Here is a 21,562-nt window from a genome sequence, read left to right as displayed (position 1 = left end):
CAATATACTTTAATAAAAATAGACTTTATGATTCATAAAATTCATTTTTAAGATTAAAAAATGAAAATTCCTTAAAAAAAGGGGCTGAAAATGGCAGAAATTTATCAGATCGATAATCTAGACCGTGACATACTTCACGCTTTAATGGACAACGCACGTACACCTTATGCCGAACTAGCAAAGAAATTTGCTGTCAGTCCGGGAACAATTCACGTTCGCGTGGAAAAAATGAAGCAAGCAGGAATCATTACCGGTACCAGAGTCGATATCAGCACAAAACAACTTGGTTATGATGTGTGTTGCTTTATTGGCATTATTCTTAAGAGTGCTAAAGATTACCCATCAGCTCTGAAAAAACTAGACAACCTGGGTGAAGTAGTTGAGGTTTACTACACAACAGGCCACTACAGCATCTTTATTAAAGTTATGTGCCGCTCAATTGAATCCCTTCAAGATGTACTTATCAACAAAATACAGACTATCGATGAAATTCAATCAACAGAAACCCTGATCTCCTTACAAAACCCGATCATGCGAACAATCAAGCCATAAAATAAAATTTGTTATAACCACATTATCCACAGGTAGATCCCAATAGATTCACAGCGTACAATAGCGGCTCTTGAAATCTGTTGGGATCACTATGGCCACTATTACCTTAATCAGCGGCAGCACGATGGGCAGTGCTGAATACGTAGCTGAACATATGGCTGAAATTCTGGAAGATGCTGGTTTCTCCACTAAAATGCTACATGGCCCCTCTTTAGATGAACTTCCTCAAGAAGGAATCTGGCTAGTCGTCACATCTACACATGGAGCAGGAGAATTGCCAGAAAATATACAACCATTGGCCGCAGAAATTTCTGACCAAAAACCTGATCTCAGCAAGGTAACGTTTGGCGCTGTTGGCCTTGGTAGTTCCGAATACGATACTTTTTGCGGTGCAATAAGATCATTTGACCAACTATTGATAGAAAATGGTGCTAAACGTCTCGGTGATCGTCTGGAAATTGATATTCAACAGCATGAGATCCCCGAAGATCCAGCAGAAGAATGGGTTAAAGATTGGGCAAACGCACTCTAATAAGAACAAAAAAACAGCAAACGATTGTGGATAACTTATCTAAAAAGCCGGGGTTAACCCGTAGTTATCCATAGTATAACTATATGACAATGATCACCCTGTGAATAACTACCGATTTAGATCCCAGTTTATACCTTGTAGGATCACGGATCATTCACAACAAATGATCCTTTACAGCTTTATGATCTTTCTAAGGAAAAATAACTTATCCACAAAAGATCATGATCCTAATAAAAGATCTAATAAATAGATCTTTAAATAAAAAAGATCTTCTTTTAATTACCGGTGATCTCACCCACTTGGTCTATCACTGAAACTTGAGTAGAATTCTCCTCCCTTAATGCAACACTGAGCATTTTTATAACTAAAGGTTCATCACCATGTTTTATCCAGAACAATTTGACGTCATTATTATCGGTGGTGGTCATGCCGGTACTGAAGCGGCTATGGCAGCCGCTCGTATGGGCCGTCAAACCTTATTGCTGACCCACAATATTGACACTTTGGGCCAAATGTCATGTAACCCAGCCATTGGTGGGATCGGTAAAGGGCATCTGGTTAAAGAAATTGATGCGCTTGGTGGCTTAATGGCTAAAGCAACTGACCAAGCGGGTATCCAATTCAGAACTTTAAATGCCAGTAAAGGGCCCGCAGTTCGTGCAACACGTGCTCAAGCGGATAGGGTTCTCTATCGTCAAGCTGTACGCATGGCATTGGAAAACCAACCTAATCTAATGATCTTTCAACAACCTGTAGAAGATCTCATTGTTGAAAATGACACAGTTACTGGCGCAGTGACACGCATGGGCCTTAAGTTCAGAGCTAAAGCTGTTGTTTTGACTGTAGGAACATTTCTTGACGGTAAAATCCACATTGGTTTGGAAAACTATAGTGGTGGAAGGGCCGGTGATCCCCCAGCCATTTCGTTGGCACAGCGCTTACGTGAGTTGCCTTTACGTGTAAACAGATTGAAAACAGGAACACCACCACGTATTGATGCCAGAACTATTGATTTTAGTCAGTTAACACAACAACTAGGTGATTATCCAACTCCAGTATTCTCTTTCCTTGGAAATGTGAAACAACATCCACAACAAATACCGTGTTACATCACCCATACGAATGAAAAAACCCACGATGTGATCCGCAATAATCTGGATCGTAGCCCAATGTATACGGGGATCATTGAAGGGATCGGTCCTCGCTATTGTCCTTCAATCGAAGATAAAGTCATGCGTTTTGCAGATCGTGATGCTCACCAGATTTTCCTTGAACCTGAAGGATTGACTAGCAATGAAATCTATCCAAATGGTATTTCTACTAGCTTACCATTTGACGTACAGATGCAAATTGTTCACTCCATGAAAGGAATGGAAAATGCTCGCATTATTCGTCCTGGTTATGCAATAGAATACGATTTCTTCGATCCAAGAGATCTGAAACAAACATTAGAAAGTAAATTTATCCACGGTCTATTTTTTGCTGGACAAATCAACGGCACGACGGGTTATGAAGAAGCTGCTGCTCAAGGACTCTTGGCTGGCCTTAATGCAGCTCGTTACGCTTCAGAAGAAGAAAGTTGGTTCCCTCGCCGTGATCAAGCTTATATTGGTGTTTTAGTTGACGATTTATGTACTTTAGGGACTAAAGAACCATACCGTATGTTTACTTCTCGTGCCGAGTATCGCTTGATGCTACGTGAAGATAATGCAGACCTGCGTTTAACAGAAAAAGGCCGTGAGTTAGGGTTGGTAGATGATTCACGTTGGGAACATTATTGTCGTAAAGTGGAAATGGTTGAACAAGAACGCCAGCGTTTACGTAATATTTGGATCCACCCTAATTCAAATAATCTTGATGACATAAACAATATATTGAAAATGCCATTGTCGAAAGAAGCTAATGGTGAAGATCTACTGCGTCGTCCTGAAATGAACTATGAACTTTTGACCTCATTGCCCCTGTTTTCTCCAGGTCTTGAAGAACCACAAGCCGCTGATCAAGTTGAAATTCAGGTCAAATATGAGGGATATATTGCCCGCCAGCAGGAAGAAATCGAAAAACAGCTACGTAATGAAAACACATCATTACCGGTTGATCTCGATTACCGCCAAATTAGTGGTCTTTCCAATGAAGTTGTCGCTAAACTCAATGATCATAAACCGAGTTCAATTGGTCAGGCTTCACGTATTTCAGGAGTAACACCTGCGGCAATTTCAATTTTACTTGTGTGGTTGAAAAAACAAGGATTATTGCGCCGCAGTGCTTGAGAGGATCTTGATTATGCTTAACAAATTAGAATTGTTGCTGACCAAAGCAGGAATAGAATTGTCGCTACAGCAAAAACAGCAGCTTGTAGCCTATGTTGATATGCTCAATAAGTGGAATAAAGCTTACAATCTCACGTCGGTACGTGAGCCAGAGCAAATGCTGGTGCGTCATATCATGGACAGTATTGTTGTCAGCCCTTATTTGCAAGGTCATCGTTTTATCGATGTGGGTACAGGTCCAGGGTTGCCAGGTATTCCGTTAGCTATTGTTCGTCCAGATTCTCATTTCACATTGCTGGATAGTTTAGGTAAAAGGGCGAGATTTTTGCGTCAGGTTCAGCATGAACTTGATTTGGTAAATATTGAACCAGTACAAAGCAGGGTTGAAGCGTATTCTTCTGAACTACCTTTTGATGGCGTAATAAGCCGTGCTTTTGCTTCGTTACAAGATATGGTCTCTTGGTGCAGTCATTTGCCTGAGCCTATTCATGGGTGTTTCTATGCACTTAAAGGTGTGCTTCCAGAAGAGGAGCTGACTATGTTGCCTTTTGGAATTTCTATCGATTCGGTTATTAAATTAGATGTTCCTGAACTGGAAGGGCAACGTCATTTGGTTATCCTTAAATCAAACTGATTTTGTTATTTGTCAATAAAGTTATAAATAATTAGTGATGTTGAGCACAATTATACTGTAGTCAGCATCGTTAATTATGGTTTGCCTCGTTTCAGCTTTAATTTACCGAGTTATTACATGAAAATAACGTTATCTTGATATTAAGATAGTTGAACCTTTAAAAATCAGATAAAGCGTTTTTTCATCAGATTCACTTTTTTAAACTAGATAAAAATTAGCTTGGTGATTTAAGTCATAATATAATCACTCTTTTGTATAGAATTAAATTAACCAATTGATTTTATTATTAATGTATTTTATTTTTATTTACTGTGAATGTTAAAGATAATTAACAAATGAAAAATTTATGTGATTTAAATCACATTTAAGTCTGAAATGTATGAAATTATTAAAAACAAGGAATCAGGACAGTCATTAGCTTGCAATCTGGCACTAAAATAAAAAATTTAAATAATTGTTCACCTTTTCGCTACTTATGGATTGAATTCATTTTGGTGGCCCGTATAATTTGCACGTTTTTGTCACTTGACACTCTTAAGCAAAGGCAGTTTTATACAACCTTTAGCAAAACCTGATATGCAAGGCGTACAAGGGGAGAAAACAAAAGTCATGTCTGTATCCCTTTACAGCGGTAAGATTGCACTGAAGCTGCTTTTTTTGCAGTTAATGACTTTTGTTGTTCTCAGTGTGGCTTTTTGTACCAAAAGTATAGAATGGGGCGCTTCTGCTTTTGCTGGTGGGTTAGCATGTTGGTTACCTAATGCCATATTCATGCTGTTTGCCAGTTTTCAAAAAGCAAAAGAAGAAGAGGTTTCTGTACGTATTGCATGGTCTTTCGCTGTTGGCGAAGGGTTGAAAGTTATTATTACAATAGCTGTGCTGGTTGTTACTTTAGGCGTGTTTAAAGCGGCGTTTGCACCACTAGGTTTAACTTATTTAGCGGTGCTGATTGTGCAAATCATCGCACCTGCTGTGATAAACGGTTAGGTTTTCAACAATAAAAGGGTAAGAGGCATCATGTCTGCATCAGGAGAAGTTTCAACTGCAAGGGACTACATAGGCCACCACCTGAATAACCTTCAGTTGGACCTACGTACCTTTGAGTTGGTCGATCCCAACTCTGGTGGTTCTGCAACGTTTTGGACGTTGAACATTGACTCGCTTTTTTTCTCAGTCGTATTAGGGATTTTATTTCTGTATGTATTCAGAAAGGTTGCGGTTAATGCCACCAGTGGCGTACCTGGCAAACTTCAGACTGCTATAGAATTGATCATGGGTTTTGTTGATAACAGCGTTCGTGATATGTATCACGGCAAGAGCAAGGTTATTGCCCCCTTGGCACTGACAGTGTTCGTTTGGGTGTTATTAATGAACGTGATGGACTTATTGCCAATCGATTTTCTCCCTTATATCGGTGAACATTTCTTTGGTTTACCTGCTCTGCGTGTCGTGCCAACAGCAGATGTCAGTATTACCTTGTCGATGGCTATTGGTGTCTTTGTCCTCATCCTCTACTACAGCATTAAGATGAAAGGGATTGGTGGTTTTACAAAAGAGCTGACTTTACAGCCTTTTAATCATCCACTATTTATTCCAATTAACTTAATTCTGGAAGGCGTTAGCCTGCTTTCAAAACCGGTATCACTCGGTCTGCGACTGTTTGGTAACATGTATGCGGGTGAATTGATCTTTATTCTTATAGCTGGTCTGTTACCGTGGTGGTCGCAGTGGTTACTGAGCCTGCCTTGGGCTATTTTCCACATACTGATTATTACGTTACAAGCCTTTATTTTCATGGTTCTGACGATTGTTTATCTGTCGATGGCATCTGAAGAACATTAATTTTTTACCACAATAACTAACTGTGTTTTAACTGAAACAAACTGGAGACTGTCATGGAAAACCTGAATATGGATCTGCTGTACATGGCTGCCGCTGTAATGATGGGCCTAGCGGCAATCGGTGCTGCGATCGGTATCGGCATCCTCGGAGGTAAATTTTTGGAAGGCGCTGCTCGTCAGCCAGATTTAATCCCTCTTCTGCGTACACAGTTCTTTATCGTTATGGGTCTGGTTGACGCCATCCCAATGATTGCTGTGGGCCTTGGCTTGTACGTAATGTTTGCTGTCGCGTAGTTTGTAGAAATAATCTGAAACTACGTCAACTCATTAATTTGAAAAGAGGTATTGTGCTGTGAATATTAATGCAACAATCCTCGGCCAGGCCATTGCGTTTGTCTTGTTTGTTATGTTCTGTATGAAGTTCGTATGGCCACCGATCATGGCGGCCATAGAAAAACGTCAAAAAGAAATTGCTGACGGTTTATCTTCTGCGGAACGTGCCAAAAAGGACCTGGACTTAGCGCAAGCCAATGCGACCGACCAAATGAAGAAAGCGAAAGTGGAAGCTCAGGTCATCATTGAACAGGCTAATAAACAAAAAGCCCAGATCCTTGATGATGCAAAAGCGGAAGCTGAGCAGGAACGTAACAGAATCGTAACGCAAGCTCAGGCAGAAATTGATGCCGAACGTAAGCGTGCTCGGGAAGAGTTGCGTAAGCAGGTCGCTATGTTGGCTATCGCAGGTGCCGAGAAAATCATCGAACGTTCCGTGGATGAAGCTGCTAATAGCGACATCGTTGATAAACTGGTCGCTGAACTGTAAGGAGGGAGGGGCATGTCTGAATTCGCTACTGTAGCTCGCCCCTACGCCAAAGCAGCTTTTGACTTTGCTGTGGAAAAACAATCGCTTGAACAATGGCAGAATATGCTGGCGTTCACAGCTGAGGTGACTCGTAATGAGCAAGTTGGTGAGCTGCTTTCCGGTTCATTGGCATCGGAAACATTAGCTAATACCTTTATCGCAATTTGCGGTGAACAGGTCGATGAACATGCTCAGAGCTTTATTCGTGTTATGGCAGAAAACGGTCGCTTACTGGCATTGCCGGAAGTTTTGCAGCAATTTATTCAATTGCGTGCATCACTTGAATCAACCGTTGATGTTGAAGTGATTTCTGCCACCGAATTGAGAGAACAACAGCTGGCTAAAATTTCTGTAGCGATGGAAAAACGTCTGTTACGCAAAGTTAAGCTGAATTGCAAAATTGATAAGTCTGTTATTGCTGGTGTGGTTGTCCGCGCAGGTGATTTGGTGATCGATGGCAGTATTCGTGGCCGTTTAGATCGCTTAACAGACGTCTTGCAGTCTTAAGGGGACTGGAGCATATGCAACTGAATTCCACCGAAATCAGCGAACTGATCAAGCAGCGCATTGCTCAGTTCAATGTAGTGAGTGAAGCTCACAATGAAGGTACGATTGTATCCGTTAACGACGGTATCATTCGTATTCACGGTTTAGCCGAAGTTATGCAGGGTGAGATGATCGCACTGCCTGGCAATCGTTATGCAATCGCCTTGAACTTGGAGCGTGACTCCGTAGGTGCGGTTGTAATGGGTCCGTATGCTGACTTAGCAGAAGGTATGAAGGTCAAATGTACTGGCCGTATTCTTGAAGTACCTGTTGGTCGTGGTCTGCTTGGTCGTGTAGTAAACACGCTGGGGGAGCCAATTGATGGGAAAGGCCCTGTTGAGCATGATGGTTTCTCTGCTGTTGAAATGATCGCTCCAGGTGTTATCGACCGTCAATCTGTTGATCAGCCGGTACAAACTGGTTATAAATCCGTTGACGCTATGATCCCTATCGGTCGTGGTCAACGTGAACTGATTATCGGTGACCGTCAGACGGGTAAAACAGCACTGGCTATTGACGCAATAATTAACCAACGTGACTCAGGCATAAAATGTGTCTATGTCGCAGTTGGTCAGAAAGCTTCTACTATTGCGAACGTTGTTCGTAAATTAGAGGAGCATGGTGCTCTTGCCAATACTATTGTGGTTGTTGCAACTGCTTCAGAATCTGCGGCATTACAATACCTGGCACCATATTCGGGTTGTGCAATGGGCGAATACTTCCGTGACCGCGGTGAAGATGCGCTGATTGTTTACGATGATTTGTCTAAGCAGGCTGTAGCTTATCGTCAAATTTCTCTGTTGCTCCGTCGTCCGCCAGGACGTGAAGCATTCCCAGGTGACGTTTTCTATCTGCACTCTCGTTTACTGGAACGTGCGGCACGTGTTAATGCTGAATATGTGGAAAAATTCACTAATAGTGAAGTGAAAGGTAAAACCGGTTCTCTGACGGCCCTGCCTATCATTGAAACTCAGGCAGGTGACGTATCAGCATTCGTACCAACAAACGTTATTTCAATTACTGATGGTCAGATTTTCTTGGAATCTAGTTTGTTCAATGCGGGGATTCGTCCAGCAGTTAACCCAGGGATTTCCGTATCCCGTGTAGGTGGCGCTGCTCAGACTAAAATCGTTAAGAAATTGTCTGGGGGCATTCGTACTGCTCTGGCTCAATATCGCGAACTGGCAGCGTTTTCTCAGTTTGCTTCTGACCTTGATGATGCAACCCGTAAGCAGTTGGATCATGGTCAAAAAGTAACTGAATTGCTGAAACAGAAACAGTATGCGCCAATGTCTGTTGCACAACAGTCGTTGTCTCTGTTTTCTGCGGAACGTGGTTATCTGGAAGATATCGAAATTGCTAAGGTTATTGATTTCGAATCTGCGTTGCTTGCATATGCCAACCGTGAACATGCTGATCTTCTGAAAGAGATTGACCAGTCTGGTGGTTACAACGAAGAGATCGAAGCAAAGCTGAAAGCTCTGCTGGATTCCTTCAAGGCAACTCAATCCTGGTAACACTATTCGGCCCGGTTTAATTAAACATGGGCCGTCTGGTTAATGAGGAGAATCAGGAATGGCCGGCGCAAAAGAGATACGTACCAAGATCGCCAGCGTGCAAAACACGCAAAAAATCACTAAAGCGATGGAGATGGTTGCTGCGTCCAAAATGCGTAAAACGCAGGATCGCATGGCGGCCAGTCGTCCTTATGCAGAAACCATACGCAGCGTGATTGGTCACCTTGCGTTAGGTAATCTGGAATATAAACATCCATACCTTGAAGAGCGTGAAACCAAATGTGTCGGGTATCTGGTTGTTTCTACCGATCGTGGCTTGTGCGGTGGTTTGAATACTAATCTGTTCAAAAAACTGCTTTCAGAAATGAAAGACTGGTCTGATAAAGGTGTCCAGTGTGATCTGGCGCTTATCGGCTCTAAAGCTACCTCTTTCTTTGCTTCTGTTGGGGGCAACGTTGTTGCTCAGGTAACAGGCATGGGAGATAACCCTTCACTGTCTGAATTGATCGGGCCAGTGAATATCATGCTGCGGGCATACGATGAGGGACGTCTGGATAAACTGTATGTGGTGACAAACAAGTTCATCAATACAATGTCCCAGGAACCGACTATTACTCAGTTATTACCTCTGCCTGCCGGAGATGATGAAACACTGAAGAAGAAATCCTGGGATTATTTATACGAACCTGATCCTAAGGCGTTGCTAGATATACTGCTGCGTCGTTATGTAGAATCGCAGGTTTATCAGGGCGTCGTTGAAAACCTGGCTAGTGAACAGGCCGCACGAATGGTGGCGATGAAAGCCGCAACTGATAATGGTGGTAGCCTGATCAAAGAGTTGCAGTTGGTTTATAACAAAGCTCGTCAGGCCAGCATAACTCAGGAGCTGACCGAGATTGTCTCGGGCGCTTCCGCGGTTTAACAGCTAGGTTTATGAATTACGTAGAGGATTCAAGATGGCTACTGGAAAGATTATCCAGGTAATCGGCGCCGTGGTGGACGTCGAATTCCCTCAAGATACCGTACCAAAAGTATACGATGCTCTTGAGGTTCAAAACGGCGAAGCTAAGTTGGTGCTGGAAGTTCAGCAGCAGTTGGGCGGCGGCGTTGTTCGTTGTATTGCAATGGGTACTTCTGATGGCTTAAGCCGTGGTTTAAGTGTCACTGATTTAGGCCATCCAATTGAAGTTCCGGTTGGTAAAGCGACATTGGGCCGTATCATGAACGTATTGGGTGAACCAATCGACATGAAAGGCGATATCGGTGAAGAAGAGCGTTGGGCTATTCATCGCCCGGCTCCAAGCTATGAAGAGTTATCTAACTCTCAAGAACTACTGGAAACCGGTATTAAGGTAATGGACCTAATTTGCCCATTCGCTAAGGGTGGTAAAGTTGGTCTGTTTGGTGGTGCGGGTGTAGGTAAAACCGTAAACATGATGGAGTTGATCCGTAACATTGCGATTGAGCATTCGGGTTACTCTGTATTTGCCGGTGTAGGTGAACGTACTCGTGAAGGTAACGACTTCTACCACGAAATGACAGACTCTAACGTACTGGATAAAGTATCTCTGGTATATGGTCAGATGAACGAGCCACCAGGAAACCGCCTACGTGTTGCGCTGACTGGTCTGACAATGGCTGAAAAGTTCCGTGATGAAGGCCGCGATGTTCTGTTATTTGTTGATAACATCTATCGTTATACTTTGGCGGGTACTGAAGTATCTGCGCTGCTTGGTCGTATGCCATCTGCGGTAGGTTATCAGCCAACTCTGGCGGAAGAAATGGGTGTTCTGCAAGAACGTATTACTTCTACCAAAACCGGTTCTATTACCTCCGTACAGGCTGTTTATGTACCGGCGGATGACTTAACTGACCCATCTCCGGCAACGACTTTTGCGCACTTAGACGCAACCGTAGTTTTGAGTCGTCAGATCGCTTCTTTGGGTATTTACCCTGCGGTTGATCCGTTAGATTCTACCAGTCGTCAGCTCGATCCATTGGTTGTTGGTCAAGAGCACTATAATGTTGCTCGTGGCGTTCAGTCTATCCTGCAACGTTATCAGGAGCTGAAAGATATTATCGCCATCTTGGGTATGGATGAACTGTCAGAAGACGATAAGCTGGTAGTTGCGCGTGCTCGTAAGATCCAGCGCTTCCTGTCTCAGCCATTCTTCGTTGCAGAAGTCTTTACTGGTTCACCAGGTAAGTTCGTTTCCCTGAAAGACACTATCCGTGGCTTTAAAGGTATCTTAGACGGCGACTATGACCACTTACCAGAACAGGCGTTCTACATGGTTGGCACCATCGAAGAAGCTGTGGAAAAAGCGAAGAAACTTTAATACGGCTGACCGGAGGTTGACATGGCTGCAATGACTTACCATCTGAATGTTGTCAGTGCTGAAAGCCGGATGTTTGAAGGTTTGGTACAGAAAATTCAGGTGACAGGTAGTGAAGGTGAACTGGGCATTTACCCAGGACATGCTCCGCTACTGACTGCCATAAAACCTGGCATGGTACGTATTGTTAAGCAGTTCGGTGAAGAAGAGGTCATTTACCTTTCTGGGGGTATCCTTGAGGTACAACCGAGCGGCGTTATCGTACTGGCTGACACTGCGATCCGTGGTAAAGATTTGGATGAAGCTAAGGCGTTGGAATCTAAACGTAAAGCTGAAGAACACATCCGTAATTCTCACGGTGATGTTGACTATGCTCAGGCATCAGCTGAATTGTCTAAAGCGATTGCGAAACTTCGTGTAATCGAGTTAACAAAAAAAGCGATGTAATACAGGCAGTTAAATAAAAAAGCCAGTTGGTGTGAGCTAACTGGCTTTTTTGTATTGCGAAATATGTAGTAATTTATCTTATAAACAGGTTTACTTTTCTCTCTTAAATTAGAGTTATCGGGTTTCTTATGTCTAACAGTGCAAAAAGTGTTGTGATCCTTGCCGCGGGTAAAGGAACCCGCATGTACTCTGATCTCCCTAAAGTGCTGCACTTGCTGGCCGGTAAACCTATGGTTCAGCATGTGATTGATACTGCAATGGCAATAGGGGCTAAAAATGTTCATCTGGTTTATGGACATGGAGGAAACCTGATGAAGCAAACCCTTTCTGATCAAACACTAAATTGGGTATTACAAGCAGAGCAGTTAGGGACTGGTCATGCAATGCAGCAGGCAGCGCCATATTTCGCTGATGATGAAGATATTTTGATACTGTATGGTGACGTGCCTCTTATTGGTACAGATACCCTTGAACGCCTGCTAGCGATTAAACCTGACGGTGGTATCGGTTTATTAACGGCAATTTTGGATAATCCAACAGGTTATGGTCGTATTGTTCGTGAAAACGGAGAAGTAACTGGTATCATTGAGCAAAAAGACGCGACTGAAGAACAACGTAAAATCAATGAAATAAATACAGGTATTCTGGTTGCTAATGGTGGTGATTTAAAACGTTGGTTGGCCCAATTGGATAATAACAATGTTCAGGGTGAATACTACCTGACTGATGTGATTGCACTAGCTTATAAAGAAGGTCGAAAAATTGAAGCGGTGCACCCAACTCGCTTGAGTGAAATGGAAGGTGTAAATAACCGCCTTCAACTTTCCGCTCTTGAGCGTATTTATCAATCTGAACAAGCGGAACAATTATTACTAGCGGGTGTTATGTTGTTGGATCCTGCTCGTTTTGATTTACGTGGCACACTAATTCACGGCCGTGATGTGGTTATTGATACTAATGTCATTATTGAGGGTAATGTAGCCCTTGGTAATAACGTACAGATTGGTACCGGTTGTGTGTTGAAGAATTGCATCATTGGTGATGATTCTATTATTAGCCCCTATACAATAGTTGAAGATTCTGAAATGGAAACTAGTTGTACTGTTGGGCCTTTTGCACGTTTACGTCCTGGTTCTAAACTCGCTGAAAAAGCCCATGTAGGGAATTTCGTTGAGATGAAGAAATCTTATTTGGGTAAAGGTTCTAAAGCTGGACATTTGACTTATCTTGGCGACGCAGACATTGGCCGTGATGTAAATATTGGTGCAGGTACTATTACCTGTAACTACGACGGCGCTAATAAATTCAAGACCATTATTGGTGACAATGTTTTTGTTGGTTCTGATACTCAGCTTGTTGCTCCGGTGACTGTTGCTAAAGGCGCTACAATCGGAGCGGGGACAACAGTGACAAAAAACATCGCTGAAAATGAGCTGGTTGTAAGTAGAACTAAACAAACACATATTCAAGGGTGGAAACGCCCGGTGAAAGAAAAAAAATAAAATAATAATCCCCACTCTACAGGCTCGGGGACCGGAAAAACCGGAAAACAATCAGGCTCTTGACATATAAAGGGCTTTCATCAGCCCTATTTTTAGGAATAAAACTGATGTGTGGAATTGTTGGTGCAGTAGCACAACGAGATATTGCAGAAATCCTGATTGAAGGACTTCGTCGTTTGGAATACCGAGGTTACGACTCCGCTGGCTTGGCGGTTGTTGATAACGAAAAAAATATGTTTCGCCTGCGTGAAGTCGGTAAGGTACAAGTACTTGCTGATGAGGTTGGTAAGCAGCCAGTCCTTGGTGGGACAGGTATTGCTCATACCCGTTGGGCTACACACGGCGAACCAAACGAGAAAAATGCTCACCCGCATGTATCTGATTATATTGCTGTTGTTCACAACGGTATTATTGAAAACTATGAAGAATTACGCGTTCAATTAATTGCACTCGGTTATCAGTTTATCTCGGATACTGATACAGAAGTTATTGCCCACCTTGTTCATTGGGAACAAAAACAAGGTGGTACTTTGTTGGAAGCTATTCAACGAGTTATTCCTCGGTTGCGTGGTGCTTATGGTGCAGTCATCATGGATAGCCGTGATCCTGGAACAATAATTGCTGCAAGATCGGGTAGTCCTTTGGTTATAGGCTTGGGCGTTGGAGAAAACTTTCTGGCGTCTGATCAGTTGGCGCTATTGCCTGTTACTCGTCGTTTTATCTTTCTTGAGGAAGGGGATATTGCTGAAGTAACTCGTCGTACTGTGCGTATTTTTAATGCTCAGGGCAAACCGGTTGAACGGGAACAGATTGAATCCAATATTCAGTATGATGCTGGTGACAAAGGTGTCTACCGTCATTACATGCAAAAAGAGATCTATGAACAGCCAATGGCAATTAAAAGCACTCTGGAAAGACGCTTGAGTCATGGGCAGGTAGATTTGTCTGAGCTTGGTCCTAACGCAGCTAAATTATTATCTAAAGTAGAGCATATTCAGATAGTTGCTTGTGGTACATCCTATAACGCAGGTATGGTTTCCCGTTATTGGTTTGAAGCATTGGCTGGTATTCCTTGTGATGTGGAAATTGCTTCTGAATTCCGTTACCGCAAATCAGCACGCCGTTCAGGAAGCTTACTTATCACCTTGTCTCAATCGGGCGAAACCGCAGATACATTGGCAGCCTTGCGTTTATCTAAAGAACTTGGCTATCTCACATCATTGACTGTTTGTAACGTAGCGGGTTCTTCTTTAGTACGTGAATCTGATTTTGCTCTGATGACCAAAGCCGGTGCAGAAATTGGCGTTGCTTCAACTAAGGCGTTTACAACTCAGCTAACAGTATTATTGATGCTGGTGGCTTACCTTGGACGCTTGAAAGGTGTTGATGCAGAGCAGGAGCAAGAAATTGTTCATGCATTACATGCACTGCCAAGCCGTATCGAAAGCATGTTATCGAAAGATAAAATTATTGAAGCGCTGGCGGAAGATTTTTCTGACAAACACCATGCTTTATTCCTTGGTCGTGGTGATCAATATCCGATTGCGGTTGAAGGCGCTCTGAAATTAAAAGAGATTTCTTATATCCATGCTGAAGCTTATGCTGCTGGTGAATTAAAACATGGCCCACTGGCACTGATTGATGCAGATATGCCGGTTATCATTGTAGCTCCGAATAATGAACTGTTAGAAAAACTGAAATCTAATATCGAAGAAGTACGTGCTCGTGGTGGATTGCTATATGTTTTTGCTGATCAGGACGCGGGTTTTACTGATAGTGAAGGAATGAAGATTATTCCGTTGCCGCATGTTGAAGAGCTGATCGCACCAATATTTTATACAGTACCACTGCAATTGCTTTCCTATCATGTTGCTCTGATCAAAGGAACTGATGTTGATCAGCCTCGTAATTTGGCTAAATCAGTGACCGTAGAATAATCGTTTTATAATAAGAAGTTGAAAAAAGCCTCTGTATTTTCAATGTACAGAGGCTTTTTTTGAGCTGAGAAAATTTATCATTATTTTGTTGCTGATAAAAATAAATCACGCCATTGTAATGTTATATTATTATAATTTGGCGAAATTATGAAGCCAGATATCCATCCAAACTACTGGGTAGTTGTATTTTAATACCTACTTTGCAATTGGCTGAGCGATTCCAGAAAAAATTCGGGCGTTTTATTGATAGAACTCACAGCTTATAACTTCGGGTTTACTGTCCATATTTAATTTTACTTCTGATTATCTTGAAAATAACTGACCTAAACTTTGTTTGGCAATGGAGTTAGCATAGTTGAATTTAATATAAATAAAATTTATATTTTATGCAAAATGAAATCTCATAAATGCTTGTTGTATAGTATAAAATTAAATCTTCAATTGGTTGTTTTTACTACAAATTTATCCTCGAAAATAGTTCATAATTTACTCTTATCAACGCATTTTTTCATAAACCACCGTTCTGGTCATTTATTGGCACCTGAATATAGCCAATCTTTGCCATATATACCCCCCGCTTAGTACCAATACGAGACTATTCTGTTGGAAATTTCACGGATTAGTGAGTTTTGAAAAATCTTCTATATCAGGAGATGTATCAGCTTTTAACCCAGATGGAATGAGTGTAGCTGAGGTAAGTAATCTGCCTGATTCTTGTGATATTTCTGGCAAATGGCAATATATAAATGGCGCTATTATTCCGCGTAAGTACACAAAGGGCGAGTTAGTTGCTCAAGCAGAGAGACATAAAGAAGAATTGCTAGCCCTTGCCAGCAAGGATGCTGTTGATCTAGATGAAGCAACTCTGGAAGAGATAGAGCGGCTCAAAGCCTGGAAAAAATACCGAATACAAGCAAACCGCATTAATCCCACCATAGCACCAGATATTGAGTGGCCCACACAACCGGTATAAATAATATAGGCCTGTCGTTCACAAACCGCAGGTCTTTTTCTACTCTGACTCTTTAGGTTAATCAATAAGTGTTTACCTAATGCGCCAGGTCTTATTGGAATGGAAAAAATACCTAGCCATACTTAACCAGGTTGATACTTCAAAAGCATCGAAAATCGACAGGCTAACATAGCCTGTCATCACTGAAAAAAGACCGGGGACAGAATAATGCTCGGTCTTGATAATTGTATTATTCTGGTATTTGTGGCCACTCAATATCTGAAACCATTGAAGTATCAACACGGCTCAGTAATACCACATATTTCTTCCAGGCAAGCAATAATGCTTTTTCTGTGTCTGAGGCCATCTCAGTCTCAATAGCATATTGTAATAAAGTCATGGCTTCATCAGCCTGTTGGCGAAGGTGATAACGTTGTTGTTCTGCTTGTTTAATCTGATTGGCTTTTTGAGCTTCAATGTCCGTTACCCATCTTTCACCGTCCCACTTATCAAAATCAGTGCTTGGCTGTTTGAACGTTAGAGTTTCTGGTAATTCACCTGGTTTAATGATCTCCTTCTGTTCCCCAGTTTGTGTGTCGTAGGCTATTTTTCCTCGATAATCCGGTACAATTTGCCAACTGGTTAAATCAGATGAACGGCAGGCGACATATCCCACTTGGGTTTCAGGTGGCACGTCTGTGCAGGAATTAGCAGGAAGACCGACACCAACGGGAAGATACTCATCAGAACTGTTTAAATATTCCAGCGTAATCGCATCGTAATTAAACACAACGATACTTCCGGTAATGATAGCAATATTATTTTTATCCAGTTCAGCCTTATTCATCAGGCAATCCTCACAATGTAATTAAATGCCACATTTCGTGGACGTGTTTCTATTCCTGTTGAAGCAGCAATCGCATTATCCATATAACCGAAACCACCCGCTCCCATTCCTATAGCGATGCCTAGTCCGCGCGGATCAATGCCGTAGTTAACGTTTTAGTAGACACTATTGAGAATATAGCTTGGTGTACCCACCTTCTCGGTTCCACCATTTGAGTTGGACCACATCCGTCCAATCCTGTGACTATGTGGAGCAATGTCTGCCAATTGAGAAGATAGGAGATATCGACCAATATCCACCCCACGTCCATCATCCCAGCCCCGAATAAATTCACCACGTAAATCAGGTAATTTACCACTGGGATAAGTTTCCGCTAATTTTGGATATAAAGACTTATCAAAGATTGCCCCATTACATTTCACCCCCCTATTTGGTGGTATGTCAGTCGGCCAAGGCAGTGGTATTCCTACCGGGATCTCTTCAAGTACAGACATAAACATTATGCTGCCCTTACAATATAGTTAAACGCTACATTACGTGGCCTTGATACCCCTATATAAGCTGCATTGGTAGTCCAAGTTGTTGCTGAACCTCCAGAAGCTCTAGCTCTTAATTGAATATCTTTATTTTGGGGAGTATCCCATTGTAATTTCGTACGCTCATTAACTGAGAAGTTAACAACATTATCAGCAGCTTGTTGAATTTCCTGTAGTAAATAAGACCCTTCTTGCCATACCAATAATGTACGATCCGGATCAACACCACGCTTATCATCCCAACCGCGAATAAATTCCCCTCGCAAATCGGGCAAATTACCACCAGGATAAGCCTTGGCTAATTCCGGAAATTTCGCTTTATCAAAGGCCGCACCATTGCATTGCAACCACCCATCCGGCAGTGTCGCCGTCGGCCAAGGAAGTGGTACACCTATCGGAATCAGCTTTTCTAATAAACCAAGGTTTTTCACAAAAGCATTTTTATCTAGGATATCCGCGCCATTTTGGTTTTTTGCCAATTTACTATTAGCATTATCATAAGCTACTTTTACCGCTTTGGGTGTTGCTGCTGTAGTTTCATCATTACTGTTAATGGCACTATTAAGTTTTGTAAAACCTTTCTCTGTCAACGTGGCATCTGGGTGATTACGGCTTTTTTCATGTTTCTGAATAGAGCTATCTACATAATCACGAGTTGCTAAAACTACAGAGGGATCGATTTTCAGCGTTACCGAATCCGTATTGCTGACAATCAAGATCATTCTGATAGTTTGTGTTCTACCCGAACCTTCCTGTAATTGTGGTTTATAGGTTTCCGGACAGTTTGCTACTGCAATCAAGTTACCTTCACTGTCAAACAGACCAATTTCACGCATCCACCAACCACCCTCACTTTCAGGGATAATTTGTTCGGCAATAATTTGGTTGGTGTTTACCGGGTCGACGCCTAATGTATTAATTGCAGCACGACGCTTTTCATTAACTAATTTTGTCTGATTGACATCAGGATCTGGTAATTTACCGCCACCGTCACCAACAGCCATGTGAGTAATATCGACTTTTGTCCCCAAAGCAGCAGCGTTCGCCAGTTTCGCCGCTCCCAGGTTGGTTAAAATTGCAAAGTATTTCATGGTGAAACCCTCAATGTATCTGTCTCGATCAAATGAATTGCTGCCCCTAAAGGAGCATTGTCGCTAGTTGTTATGACATCAGGGAGATATTGGTAAACAGTGAGGTCATCTCCACTATAACTCGTTGCAGCACAATAAAATTCGCCCTTAACATCCAGGTTGATTGACAAACCTATCAAATGACGACTTACAGGCTTGGCATCAGAAATTAGCCGTTCCAGCTCTAAAAAAGTTTCTTCGGTGATCCCGTTTTCCTGTACTCCTATCGCCAACCGGAATGTGCCCGGTGTTTCGTTGTTCAGCCACCATTCCTTTATTTGAATGAGATAACCAAGCGGTTCTACCACGCGACGGACGGCACCAATGGTTCCCTTATGTTTGTGTAGAAACAGCGAGTTTTTTATCACGTCTCGCTTAGTGCTTACCGACCACTTTTCGTCCCAGCGATCAACCGACCACGCCCACGCCAGATAGGGTAATAACTCTTCAGGGCAAGTATCAGGATTCCAGAGTTGGCGAAGCGGTACTGGAATATTTTGCAATTGTGAACATGCCTTAGCAGCAGCCAACTCCAAAACCGTAGAACCTGTTGGTAACAGGCGGTCATTCATCAGAACCTCCCACTATCAAACCTGGATTTGGTTTGGAACAATCAGCAGTTTGTGTTTTACCTATTTCCAGTTTTGCACCAGTACAATAAGGAGCTTGATCTTTACACAGAATTATGTCCTTCGTCGGGGCTCTCAGTTCTACCTGTTGTACTCCTGAGACATGCAGGGCAGCATAAATGGCAGATAACCGAATATCTCTCCCCAATTTATGTTGATCTAGCACGTACTTATCCATATTTTGTTGAGCCAATTTACGGATAGGTTCAGATTCAGGTGTCGGATAAAGATAAAGCACAGCATCAATTTGATATTCCACTATGTTGGCTGACTGCACTTTTACCCGATCAGCAACTGGTCTGACGTTTTCGTCATTAAGTGCCGCAATCACTTTGTCCAGTAACTCTTGTGAAGCTACACCGCTATGCTCTTTATCTTCTTCGTCTTCTTTATCTTTTTCCCATTTCCATTTCCGCGACAAAACAGTCACCGTCACATTGGCTGGTGATGGGCTGATGACGGAAACATCTGCGACAGTTTGATATTCACCTTTATATTCACTTTTATTTGCATGAATACTTTCATTAACCTTAAGAGCATGATATTCATACGCACCTATTGGCCCTGCAACACTTAGCCCTTCGAAGGCTCTTTGGATGCGATCACGGAAGGTGCTATCAGGCTCCATAACTGCTCGGGTAACGTTATAGTTCGCTCCTAACTGGTCTAAATCGCTATTGGTTGCATAGGCCAACATTACTGCACGAGCAGCTTCATTAACCCGCTGGCGCAATATCAATTCCCGGTAAGCATTTTCCTCAAGTAACTTAACCAGAGGTTCGGATTCCAATTCCAATGTTCGTGTAATAGCATCCCGTTGCTCTTCAGGATAAAGAGATATTAATTTGGCTTTACGTTCAGCCAACAGGCTTTCATAATCCAGTGGCTCGACTACATCAGGTGGCGGCAACTGGCTTAGATCAATGGTCGGCATTGTTTTACCTCACAGGGATAGATAGAGAAACCCCCCCAGGGGACAGCTGATAATGACCAGAGATATCTACTGTCATTTTGCCGTCTTGTTGGGTATTTATGGTGATAGCTGTCAGATTAATTCGCGGTTCCCAGCGGCTAATAGCTGTATAGGTGGCTGCCATAATTTGCAGGCGTAGAGCCGCGTTCTGTGGCCAGTCAATTAATTCAGGTAGCAGAGAACCATAAGTACGACGAGCTAAACGACTACCAATGGGGGTTAGTAAGATGTCGCTGACAGACTGGCGTACATGATCCAGATCCGTCAGGCTACGACCGGTTTGTCGATTCATTCCAAGGTACATCATTATACTGGGCCTCCTGTTGTCGCACCGCCTGCCATAACGCCGGTATGTTGGTGAGAATGTAAGGTCACACCATTAGAACTGAGTTTTCCGCCTGTATTTTCAACATTACCTTCCAGTTTCGTGTTTCCTTTCAACGTCAGTTCTGATGCCTTCAATTCGATTTTTTCTTCTGCTTCACACTTGACTTCATGTGATTTCATTTTGAGTTCTTTTGTTGCATCTAGCCCAATTTCGTTGAGTGCTTTCAATTCAATTTTGTTTTTTGCATCCAGTTTAATCTCGTTATATGACTCCAGTTTTATTTCGTTGTATGCCTTTAGTTTTATATTTGTCGCTTCAAGATCTATGGAATATAAAGCCTGTACCTTAGCAGTCTTTATACCAGTTACCTTTAATGCACCAGATAACGGTTCATACTCCATTACTGCTCCATCAGGAAAAGCTATATGGACAGCTTCGGAAGAAGCTGATGGCGCTGGAAATTGATCAGAATATACAGCCGGTAATACAAAGGAGGTGGTCAATTCTCCACCAACGGATAGTAATAAAACCTGTTCACTAACACTAGGAGACCACCAAGTACGGGAATGACCTGCTCGCATTGTCAACCAAGGTCGCCAATCGGTTTCAAGATTACCTGTCGCGACTCGGCACATACCTCGGGCATGATCTACCTCGGTAACAACACCAGTTCTGATCAGGTTACGCAATAAGCGCAAAAGTTCTGTTAGTTGTGTATCCATGTTTGGAAAAATGCCATTTGGTGGTTGTGGATTTATGTATGAAAGAATGCCAGCAAAGACAGCTGCCAACATCAAAGAGGAATTGTAAGAAAGACAAAACAAGTTTCTTGAAAAGGGAAAATATAACAACATAAATTAAAAAGCCCTTCCCGTAATTGAGAAAGGCCTTTATGTAATCTATGTTACTAGGTAATTCTTTTGTTAAAGTTTGACTCTAATAGTTCAAAAAATTCAAATTTTCGCTGCTTGATTATATATTAAGTATAACGTTCCAGTTCAACTGTTTATTTATCTAGCCAAAATAGATAAGTTTAATTTCCTGATATATACCTGTCATCTTTCAAGTTGCTTCTTTGTTGGCTGCACTCACTCACCCCGGTCACATAGTTATTATGCTCCCGGGGATTAGCTCCCTTGCCGTCGCGATGCATCTTGAAATCCATTGGGTATAGAGTGATAACTCTGTTTA

The 21,562-nt window shown here is 42.3% G+C and carries 24 protein-coding genes; 17 read left to right on the top strand and 7 right to left on the bottom strand.

Translation table 11 applies throughout. From position 1 onward, the window contains the following. The first annotated feature begins 90 nt into the window (after nucleotides 1-90). The 17 genes from asnC (at nucleotide 91) to AAC155_RS24435 (ending at nucleotide 16,121) form a co-directional block, all read left to right on the top strand. Nucleotides 91-552 carry a transcriptional regulator AsnC gene (asnC, locus tag AAC155_RS09160; protein WP_112872186.1) on the top strand — a complete coding sequence of 154 codons (462 nt, stop codon included), beginning with the start codon at nucleotides 91-93 and terminating at the stop codon, nucleotides 550-552. Between the two features lie 91 nt (nucleotides 553-643). Next, complete coding sequence (mioC, locus tag AAC155_RS09155) at nucleotides 644-1,084, top strand: FMN-binding protein MioC (RefSeq protein WP_112872185.1); 441 nt, start codon at nucleotides 644-646, stop codon at nucleotides 1,082-1,084. Between the two features lie 380 nt (nucleotides 1,085-1,464). Beyond that, nucleotides 1,465-3,354, top strand: coding sequence for a tRNA uridine-5-carboxymethylaminomethyl(34) synthesis enzyme MnmG (gene mnmG, locus AAC155_RS09150; RefSeq protein ID WP_112872184.1), 1,890 nt, complete (start codon nucleotides 1,465-1,467; stop codon nucleotides 3,352-3,354). A 13-nt stretch (nucleotides 3,355-3,367) separates the two neighbouring features. Then, complete coding sequence (gene rsmG, locus AAC155_RS09145) at nucleotides 3,368-3,988, top strand: 16S rRNA (guanine(527)-N(7))-methyltransferase RsmG (RefSeq protein WP_113041874.1); 621 nt, start codon at nucleotides 3,368-3,370, stop codon at nucleotides 3,986-3,988. 609 nt (nucleotides 3,989-4,597) lie between these two features. Further along, entirely contained in the window at nucleotides 4,598-4,975 is a 378-nt protein-coding gene (gene atpI / locus AAC155_RS09140) for a F0F1 ATP synthase subunit I (RefSeq protein ID WP_113041887.1), read from the top strand. Between the two features lie 30 nt (nucleotides 4,976-5,005). Continuing rightward, nucleotides 5,006-5,830 (top strand): F0F1 ATP synthase subunit A, encoded by an 825-nt coding sequence (gene atpB, locus AAC155_RS09135; RefSeq protein ID WP_105397418.1) that lies wholly within the window; start codon nucleotides 5,006-5,008, stop codon nucleotides 5,828-5,830. A gap of 53 nt (nucleotides 5,831-5,883) precedes the next feature. Further along, nucleotides 5,884-6,123: a F0F1 ATP synthase subunit C gene (gene atpE / locus AAC155_RS09130; protein ID WP_000429386.1), complete on the top strand. Its 240-nt coding sequence runs from the start codon at nucleotides 5,884-5,886 to the stop codon at nucleotides 6,121-6,123. Between the two features lie 58 nt (nucleotides 6,124-6,181). Next, nucleotides 6,182-6,652 carry a F0F1 ATP synthase subunit B gene (atpF, locus tag AAC155_RS09125; RefSeq protein WP_011144457.1) on the top strand — a complete coding sequence of 157 codons (471 nt, stop codon included), beginning with the start codon at nucleotides 6,182-6,184 and terminating at the stop codon, nucleotides 6,650-6,652. A 12-nt stretch (nucleotides 6,653-6,664) separates the two neighbouring features. After that, nucleotides 6,665-7,198, top strand: a complete 534-nt coding sequence (gene atpH / locus AAC155_RS09120; protein ID WP_113041873.1) for a F0F1 ATP synthase subunit delta — start codon at nucleotides 6,665-6,667, stop codon at nucleotides 7,196-7,198. A gap of 14 nt (nucleotides 7,199-7,212) precedes the next feature. Next, on the top strand, nucleotides 7,213-8,754 hold the full coding sequence (gene atpA, locus AAC155_RS09115; protein WP_113041872.1) for a F0F1 ATP synthase subunit alpha: 1,542 nt from the start codon (nucleotides 7,213-7,215) through the stop codon (nucleotides 8,752-8,754). 58 nt (nucleotides 8,755-8,812) lie between these two features. After that, nucleotides 8,813-9,676, top strand: a complete 864-nt coding sequence (gene atpG / locus AAC155_RS09110) for a F0F1 ATP synthase subunit gamma (protein WP_113041871.1) — start codon at nucleotides 8,813-8,815, stop codon at nucleotides 9,674-9,676. Between the two features lie 34 nt (nucleotides 9,677-9,710). Next, on the top strand, nucleotides 9,711-11,093 hold the full coding sequence (gene atpD, locus AAC155_RS09105) for a F0F1 ATP synthase subunit beta (protein ID WP_011144453.1): 1,383 nt from the start codon (nucleotides 9,711-9,713) through the stop codon (nucleotides 11,091-11,093). A gap of 21 nt (nucleotides 11,094-11,114) precedes the next feature. Continuing rightward, nucleotides 11,115-11,537 carry a F0F1 ATP synthase subunit epsilon gene (locus AAC155_RS09100; RefSeq protein ID WP_011144452.1) on the top strand — a complete coding sequence of 141 codons (423 nt, stop codon included), beginning with the start codon at nucleotides 11,115-11,117 and terminating at the stop codon, nucleotides 11,535-11,537. 128 nt (nucleotides 11,538-11,665) lie between these two features. Next, nucleotides 11,666-13,039 carry a bifunctional UDP-N-acetylglucosamine diphosphorylase/glucosamine-1-phosphate N-acetyltransferase GlmU gene (glmU, locus tag AAC155_RS09095; RefSeq protein ID WP_113041870.1) on the top strand — a complete coding sequence of 458 codons (1,374 nt, stop codon included), beginning with the start codon at nucleotides 11,666-11,668 and terminating at the stop codon, nucleotides 13,037-13,039. A gap of 107 nt (nucleotides 13,040-13,146) precedes the next feature. Beyond that, entirely contained in the window at nucleotides 13,147-14,976 is a 1,830-nt protein-coding gene (gene glmS / locus AAC155_RS09090; RefSeq protein WP_113041869.1) for a glutamine--fructose-6-phosphate transaminase (isomerizing), read from the top strand. A 622-nt stretch (nucleotides 14,977-15,598) separates the two neighbouring features. Continuing rightward, the gene (locus AAC155_RS09085; protein WP_146748076.1) at nucleotides 15,599-15,949 is read left to right on the top strand and encodes a tail fiber assembly protein; all 351 of its coding nucleotides are present in this window, start codon (nucleotides 15,599-15,601) and stop codon (nucleotides 15,947-15,949) included. Between the two features lie 79 nt (nucleotides 15,950-16,028). Then, a complete protein-coding gene (locus AAC155_RS24435; protein ID WP_113041867.1) occupies nucleotides 16,029-16,121 on the top strand; it encodes a tail fiber assembly protein in 93 nt (30 codons plus the stop codon). Between the two features lie 57 nt (nucleotides 16,122-16,178). Here the strand turns inward: AAC155_RS24435 and AAC155_RS09080 are convergent, their stop codons facing one another. The 7 genes from AAC155_RS09080 to AAC155_RS09050 all read right to left on the bottom strand — a co-directional run bounded on the left by AAC155_RS09080 (nucleotide 16,179) and on the right by AAC155_RS09050 (nucleotide 21,093). Then, complete coding sequence (locus tag AAC155_RS09080) at nucleotides 16,179-16,775, bottom strand: tail fiber assembly protein (protein WP_113041866.1); 597 nt, start codon at nucleotides 16,773-16,775, stop codon at nucleotides 16,179-16,181. A gap of 155 nt (nucleotides 16,776-16,930) precedes the next feature. After that, complete coding sequence (locus AAC155_RS09075) at nucleotides 16,931-17,269, bottom strand: phage tail protein (protein ID WP_229015677.1); 339 nt, start codon at nucleotides 17,267-17,269, stop codon at nucleotides 16,931-16,933. A gap of 5 nt (nucleotides 17,270-17,274) precedes the next feature. Further along, entirely contained in the window at nucleotides 17,275-18,402 is a 1,128-nt protein-coding gene (locus tag AAC155_RS09070) for a phage tail protein (RefSeq protein ID WP_113041865.1), read from the bottom strand. Then, the gene (locus AAC155_RS09065; RefSeq protein ID WP_036783328.1) at nucleotides 18,399-19,013 is read right to left on the bottom strand and encodes a phage tail protein I; all 615 of its coding nucleotides are present in this window, start codon (nucleotides 19,011-19,013) and stop codon (nucleotides 18,399-18,401) included. The genes AAC155_RS09070 and AAC155_RS09065 overlap by 4 nt, the downstream gene beginning before the upstream one ends. Continuing rightward, a complete protein-coding gene (locus AAC155_RS09060) occupies nucleotides 19,006-20,004 on the bottom strand; it encodes a baseplate assembly protein (protein ID WP_113041864.1) in 999 nt (332 codons plus the stop codon). The genes AAC155_RS09065 and AAC155_RS09060 overlap by 8 nt, the downstream gene beginning before the upstream one ends. Nucleotides 20,005-20,008: 4 nt before the next feature. Next, complete coding sequence (locus AAC155_RS09055) at nucleotides 20,009-20,350, bottom strand: GPW/gp25 family protein (RefSeq protein WP_113041863.1); 342 nt, start codon at nucleotides 20,348-20,350, stop codon at nucleotides 20,009-20,011. Continuing rightward, nucleotides 20,350-21,093, bottom strand: coding sequence for a phage baseplate assembly protein V (locus AAC155_RS09050; RefSeq protein WP_113041886.1), 744 nt, complete (start codon nucleotides 21,091-21,093; stop codon nucleotides 20,350-20,352). Before AAC155_RS09050 ends, AAC155_RS09055 begins: the two co-directional genes overlap by 1 nt. Nucleotides 21,094-21,562 lie beyond the last annotated feature (469 nt).

The sequence above is a fragment of the Photorhabdus sp. HUG-39 genome (assembly GCF_963878365.1).
GTDB lineage: Bacteria > Pseudomonadota > Gammaproteobacteria > Enterobacterales > Enterobacteriaceae > Photorhabdus > Photorhabdus kayaii.
Note: the sequence above shows the minus strand (reverse complement) of the source record. Positions and strands in the feature narration are given on the sequence as shown.